The organism is Xanthomonas populi, assembly GCF_002940065.1.
In the GTDB taxonomy this organism is placed as follows: Bacteria; Pseudomonadota; Gammaproteobacteria; order Xanthomonadales; family Xanthomonadaceae; genus Xanthomonas; species Xanthomonas populi.
Map to the genome: position 1 here is coordinate 1 of NZ_MDEJ01000209.1, position 4,237 is coordinate 4,237.

A 4,237-nucleotide genomic window follows, 5' to 3' on the forward strand; every position below is an offset into this window, starting at 1 on the left:
TCATGTCTGTCGTTCTCCGCTGGCAGGGCGTCAAGTCAATGATGGCAGATTGCTGGGGTTTTTAGAGGCTCCTAGTAGTCATTAATCGTCAGGATGGCGCGTAGGAGTCTACGTGATCTGCTCCCTCCCACACCATCCGTGCAGCGTTTCGGTAAGCGCAGTTATTTCGACAGAAGCGCTTAGAGCGGCTAATAAAACGTAGCGAGCAGCCGTCAGGTGGGTGCGGACGGCGCGCTCAGAACCGGAGTGTACGAGTCGTACATGCCGATTCCGAGCACCGGCAGCGCCCGCCTGGCGGTGAGCGCAGTAGTTTTGTTAGCCGCTCTTATTCGATTGAATCTCTCAAATGCTAATCGACGCGCTGCGCAGTATCTCCATATACGCACGCACGGTTGCATCCAGGCCGTGATACAAGGCATCGCCGATCAGCGCGTGGCCGATCGATACTTCGAGCACGCCTGGGACGGCGGTGAGAAAATCACCAAGATTTTCCTGCGACAAATCATGCCCGGCATTGATGCCCAGACCTGCGGTGCTGGCACGGCGCGCGGCGCCGGCAAATAACGCGAATGCAGCGTCCGGCTGCCCGTTTGAATGTGCCTGCGCGTAGGGGCCGGTGTACAGCTCGATGCGGTCTGCACCGAGCACCGCCGCTTGGGCGATGTCGGGATTACCGGCATCGACGAACACACTGACCCTGGCAGCCAGCGCCTTGAACGAGGCAATCAGTGCGACGAGTTGGGTTGTGTCCTGTGCAAAATTGAAACCGTGGTCGGAGGTCAGTTGACCGTCGCCGTCAGGTACCAGGGTGACCTGCTCGGGACGCGTCAGGCGGCATAACTCCAGCAGCCCGGGATAGCCCTCTCGCGGTGGCCCAAACGGGTTGCCTTCGATATTGAATTCCACCCCATACTCGCGGGTGAGCGCGCTCAGCGCCAGCACGTCGTCGGCGCGGATGTGCCGTTGGTCCGGCCGCGGATGCACGGTGATGCCGTGCGCGCCGGCGGCGATGCACGCACGTGCGGCCTGCACCACTTCCGGGTCGTGCCCGCCGCGCGAATTTCGCAACACCGCGATCTTGTTGACGTTGACGCTGAGCTGGGTGGTCACAACGTCGCTCTCAGGCCTGCGGCTCGCCGTCGCGCGTGGCGGCGAGTGCTGCCGCCTTGCGGGCCTCGGCGATTTCGCGCAGGCGGCGCAGTTCGGCCGGGTCGATCATGCTGCTGGTATCGCGTTGAGTGTCGTCCATGCGCGAGGCGAACCAGCCGCGTGTCCACAGCAGCAGTAGCAGCAAAGCCACCAGCAGCGAGACCACCAGCAACCACACGTGCGGCGTGCTGAAGGCCAGCACCAGCGCACCCAGCGCCATAAGTAGAAACAGCCAGTGCATGACGAGCTCCCCAATGAGTGGCGGCAGTGTAGCGCCGCGCCCGGTGCGCTTCCACGTGGGCGGTCGGGGCGTGGTTCAGAGCAGTGGCGAGAGCAGCCGTGCGAAGGCTTCGGGAAGGCGCGAGCGCCACAGTGGCCGACGTCGCACGAAGCGCACTTCCTGTGCTTTGTCCAGGTCGGTGCCGATCAGACCCGCCAGTTCTGCTGCCACGGCCTGGTCGCGGAACAGCATCGACAACTCGAAATTCAGCCGAAAGCTGCGGCTGTCGAAATTGGCGCTGCCGACGATACTGACCTCATCGTCGATCAGTAGCGCCTTGGTGTGCAGCATGCGCGGGCCGTACTCGTAGATGCGTACGCCGGCTTCGAGCAGTTCGTCGAAATACGAGCGCGCCGCGTAGGTGACCAGGCGCGAATCGCTGACGCGTGGCACCAGCAGGCGCACGTCCAGCCCGCCCAATGCGGCCGAGGTCAGCGCCATGCGCGCGGCCTCGCCTGGGACGAAGTACGGCGTGACCAGCCAGACCCGATGCCTGGCTTCGTGGATGGCAGCGACCATCAGCCGGTGGATTGCCTCCCACGACGAATCCGGCCCCGACACCAGCACCTGCGCATCGACATCGCCTTGCGCGCGGGTCGGCACATCCTCCGGCCACAGCTGTTGCCCGTGGAACGCCGGGCGGCCCTGCCGGGTGGCGTAGAGCCAGTCTTCCAGGAACACCAGCTGCAGGCTGCGCACCACGTGGCCTTGCAAACGCACGTGCAGATCGCGGTAGGCGTCGCTGCGCACCTGCTCGTTCTCGTCGTCGGTGACGTTGATGCCGCCGGTGAAGCCGATCCGGCCATCGATGACGATCACCTTGCGGTGCGTGCGCAGGTTCAACCACGGCCGCTTGAACGGCTTGAGCAGCTGCGACGGATGGAACCAGGCGGTCTCCACCCCGGCTTCGTGCAGGGTGCGCAAACTGCGTCGTGTCATCGCCGAGGAACCGACTGCGTCCATCAGCAAGCGCACCTTGACGCCGGCGCGCGCGCGTTCCATCAAGGCCTCACAGATCGCGTTGCCGCTGCGGTCCGGCTGGAAAATGTAGTACTCCAGATGGATATGGTCGCGTGCGCGCCCGATCGCCTCAATGATGGCGGCGTAGGTGGCCGCGCCATCGACAAGCCAATGCACTTCGGTGGCGCTGCTGGGCGCCAGGCCCGTGGTGGACTGGGCGATCTTGGCCAGCTCGGTGCAGTTGGCATCCGGTGGGCAGACGCTGTCGTAGCTTTCCATGCCCGAGCGCGAACGGCCGCGGCGCAGGCGCTGGCGTTTGACCTTCTGCGGGCCGAGCCAGTAATAGATCAGCAGGCCCATATACGGCAGCGCGGCCAGCGACAGCACCCAGCTCAGCGTGGCCACCGGCTCGCGCTTCTGCAGCACGATCCAGCTGGCGATCCAGAGCAGGTACAACACGTATGCGGCGAGGAGGAGCGCTTCGAGGTGAGGAATGGTGGCCAGCCACTCCCACGCGCCCTGTGCAAATGCGAGCATGCGCGGATTCTACGGGCCGCGTGCCTTACTGCGATGACCAGACGGCCAACGCGCCGGCAGCGCATGGGTCTGAAAGCTTCATCGTGTCGAACGCGCGGTCGCGGGGTGTGAGATCTGCGTGCCGTACGATGACGCGATGGAAACTGTGATCAAGGGCCGTGGTGCGACCGGCCATCTGCCCGGACGCTTCGAAGTCACCACCCAACAGGCAGTGGACGATGGCTGGCACGCGGACGACAGCGCCGAGTTCGCGGCGCCCGCATTGCGCACGCAGGTCACCGAGGAAACCGCGCGCAGCATCATCAGCCGCAATCAGTCGCCGGATATCGGATTCTCGCAGTCGGTGAATCCGTATCGGGGCTGCGAGCATGGCTGTAGCTACTGCTTTGCGCGGCCCTCGCATGCGTATCTCAATCTCTCGCCCGGACTGGATTTCGAGACAAAGTTGTTCGCAAAAACCAACGCGCCGGCGTTGTTGCGGCGCGAGTTCTCGCGGCCCAGCTATGTGCCCAGCCCGATCGCATTGGGCATCAATACCGATGCGTATCAGCCGATCGAACGTAAGCATGCGTTGACGCGGCAATTGATCGAAGTGATGTGGGAAACCCGGCATCCATTCACGCTGATCACCAAGAATGCGTTGGTAACGCGCGATCTTGATCTGCTCGCGCCGCTGGCACGCGAGGGTCTGGTCAACGTGCATTTTTCGTTGACCACGCTCGACCCTCACGTTTCGGCAAAGCTCGAACCGCGCGCGTCCGCACCGCACGCACGCCTGCGCGCGATGCGTGCGTTGTATGAGGCTGGCGTGCCGGTTGGGGTGATGGCCGCGCCGGTGATTCCGTGGATCAACGACCACGAACTGGAAGCGATTCTGCAGGCCGCCGCCGAGGCTGGCGCGGACAGTGCAGGTTACGTGCTGCTAAGGTTGCCGCACGAAGTGGCGCCGTTGTTCCGCGACTGGTTGCAGACCCATCACCCGCAGCGCGCCGAGCATGTGATGAGCACGATCCAGCAATTGCGTGGCGGCAAGGATTACGACAGCGCCTTCGGCGCACGCACGCGCGGACAAGGCGTGTATGCGGACCTGCTGGCGCGCCGCTTCGCGCTGGCGCATCGCCGCTCCGGCTTCGATACGCGCGCGATGCCGCCGTTGGACGCCGGGAAGTTTCGGCGCCCTGCTCCGCCTGCCAAACCGGTGCCGGAATCGCCGCAGGGGCAGTTGTTTTAGGGAAGGTCTGAACAACTCGCAAGACCCAAAAATTTCAGTATCCAGAGCGCCAGTAACGCGCAAATTGGGTATGTAAGACG

At 63.9% G+C, this 4,237-nt stretch carries 4 protein-coding genes and 1 other RNA gene; 1 reads left to right on the forward strand and 4 read right to left on the reverse strand.

Going from position 1 to position 4,237, the window contains the following annotated elements:
- Positions 1–186: 186 nt before the first annotated feature.
- The 4 genes from XpopCFBP1817_RS19650 to cls form a co-directional block, all read right to left on the reverse strand.
- A non-coding RNA gene (locus XpopCFBP1817_RS19650) (sX9 sRNA) lies at positions 187–263 on the reverse strand.
- A 79-nt stretch (positions 264–342) separates the two neighbouring features.
- On the reverse strand, positions 343–1,110 hold the full coding sequence (locus XpopCFBP1817_RS19655; RefSeq protein ID WP_128418372.1) for a pyridoxine 5'-phosphate synthase: 768 nt from the start codon (positions 1,108–1,110) through the stop codon (positions 343–345).
- 10 nt (positions 1,111–1,120) lie between these two features.
- A complete protein-coding gene (locus XpopCFBP1817_RS19660; protein WP_043888791.1) occupies positions 1,121–1,390 on the reverse strand; it encodes a hypothetical protein in 270 nt (89 codons plus the stop codon).
- Positions 1,391–1,465: 75 nt separating this feature from the next.
- On the reverse strand, positions 1,466–2,926 hold the full coding sequence (gene cls / locus XpopCFBP1817_RS19665; protein WP_128418373.1) for a cardiolipin synthase: 1,461 nt from the start codon (positions 2,924–2,926) through the stop codon (positions 1,466–1,468).
- A 136-nt stretch (positions 2,927–3,062) separates the two neighbouring features.
- Between cls and XpopCFBP1817_RS19670 the strand changes: the two genes are divergently transcribed.
- Positions 3,063–4,157 (forward strand): PA0069 family radical SAM protein, encoded by a 1,095-nt coding sequence (locus XpopCFBP1817_RS19670; protein ID WP_128418374.1) that lies wholly within the window; start codon positions 3,063–3,065, stop codon positions 4,155–4,157.
- Positions 4,158–4,237 lie beyond the last annotated feature (80 nt).